1 protein-coding gene is annotated in these 1,175 nt (G+C 69.1%); it reads right to left on the reverse strand.

The features are described 5' to 3' along the window. On the reverse strand, nt 1-1,175 hold a 1,175-nt coding region (locus U5798_RS36835; RefSeq protein WP_322084874.1), incomplete at both ends, for an acetyl-CoA C-acetyltransferase.

The raw sequence follows: 1,175 nt of genomic DNA on the forward strand, positions 1-1,175 counted from the left end.
CGCTCGACCGCGAGCGCGACACCCATCCCGCCGCCGATGCACAGCGACGCCAGCCCGCGCTTCGCATCGCGCTTGACCATCTCGTGCAGCAGCGTCACCAGGATCCGGCAGCCCGACGCGCCGATCGGATGACCGATCGCGATCGCCCCGCCGTTCACGTTCACCTTCGACGTGTCCCAGCCCATCTGCTTGTGCACCGCCAGCGCCTGCGCCGCGAACGCTTCGTTGATTTCCATCAGGTCCAGGTCGCCCGGCGTCCAGCCCGCGCGCTCCAGGCACCGGCGCGATGCCGGCACCGGACCCATGCCCATCACGCTCGGATCGACGCCCGCGTTCGCATATGCCTTGATCCGCGCGAGCGGCGTCAGGCCGAGCGCCGCCGCCTTCTGCGCCGACATCACCAGCACGGCCGCCGCGCCGTCGTTCAGACCCGACGCGTTCGCCGCCGTCACCGAGCCGTCCTTCGAGAACGCCGGCTTCAGCCCCGACAGCGATTCCGCCGTCACGCCGTGACGCACGAACTCGTCGGTCGCGAACTGCAGCGGCTCGCCCTTGCGTTGCGGGATCGACACCGGCACGATTTCGTCGTTGAAGCGGCCGGCCTTCTGCGCGGCTTCCGCCTTGTTCTGCGACAACGCCGCGAACGCGTCCTGCTCTTCGCGCGTGATCCCGTATTCCTTCGCGACGTTCTCCGCCGTAATGCCCATGTGGTACTGGTTGTACACGTCCCACAGGCCGTCCACGATCATCGTGTCGACCAGCTTCGCGTCGCCCATCCGGAACCCGTCGCGCGAGCCCGGCAGCACGTGCGGCGACGCGCTCATGTTCTCCTGCCCGCCCGCGATCACGATGTCCGCGTCGCCCGCGACGATCGCGTTCGCCGCCAGCATCACGGCCTTCAGGCCCGAGCCGCACACCTTGTTGATCGTCATCCCCGGCACTGCCGTCGGCAGGCCGGCCTTGATCAGCGACTGGCGCGCCGGGTTCTGCCCCGAACCGGCCGTCAGCACCTGGCCCATGATCACTTCGCTCACCTGATCGGGCTTCACGCCCGCACGCTCCAGCACCGCGCGGATCACCGTCGCGCCCAGTTCCGGCGCCGCGACCTTCGCAAGCGAGCCACCGAATTTGCCGACCGCGGTTCGCGCGGCCGATACGATCACTACGTCCGTCAT

The organism is Burkholderia sp. BCC1972 (genome assembly GCF_905339605.1).
Classification (GTDB): Bacteria; Pseudomonadota; Gammaproteobacteria; order Burkholderiales; family Burkholderiaceae; genus Burkholderia.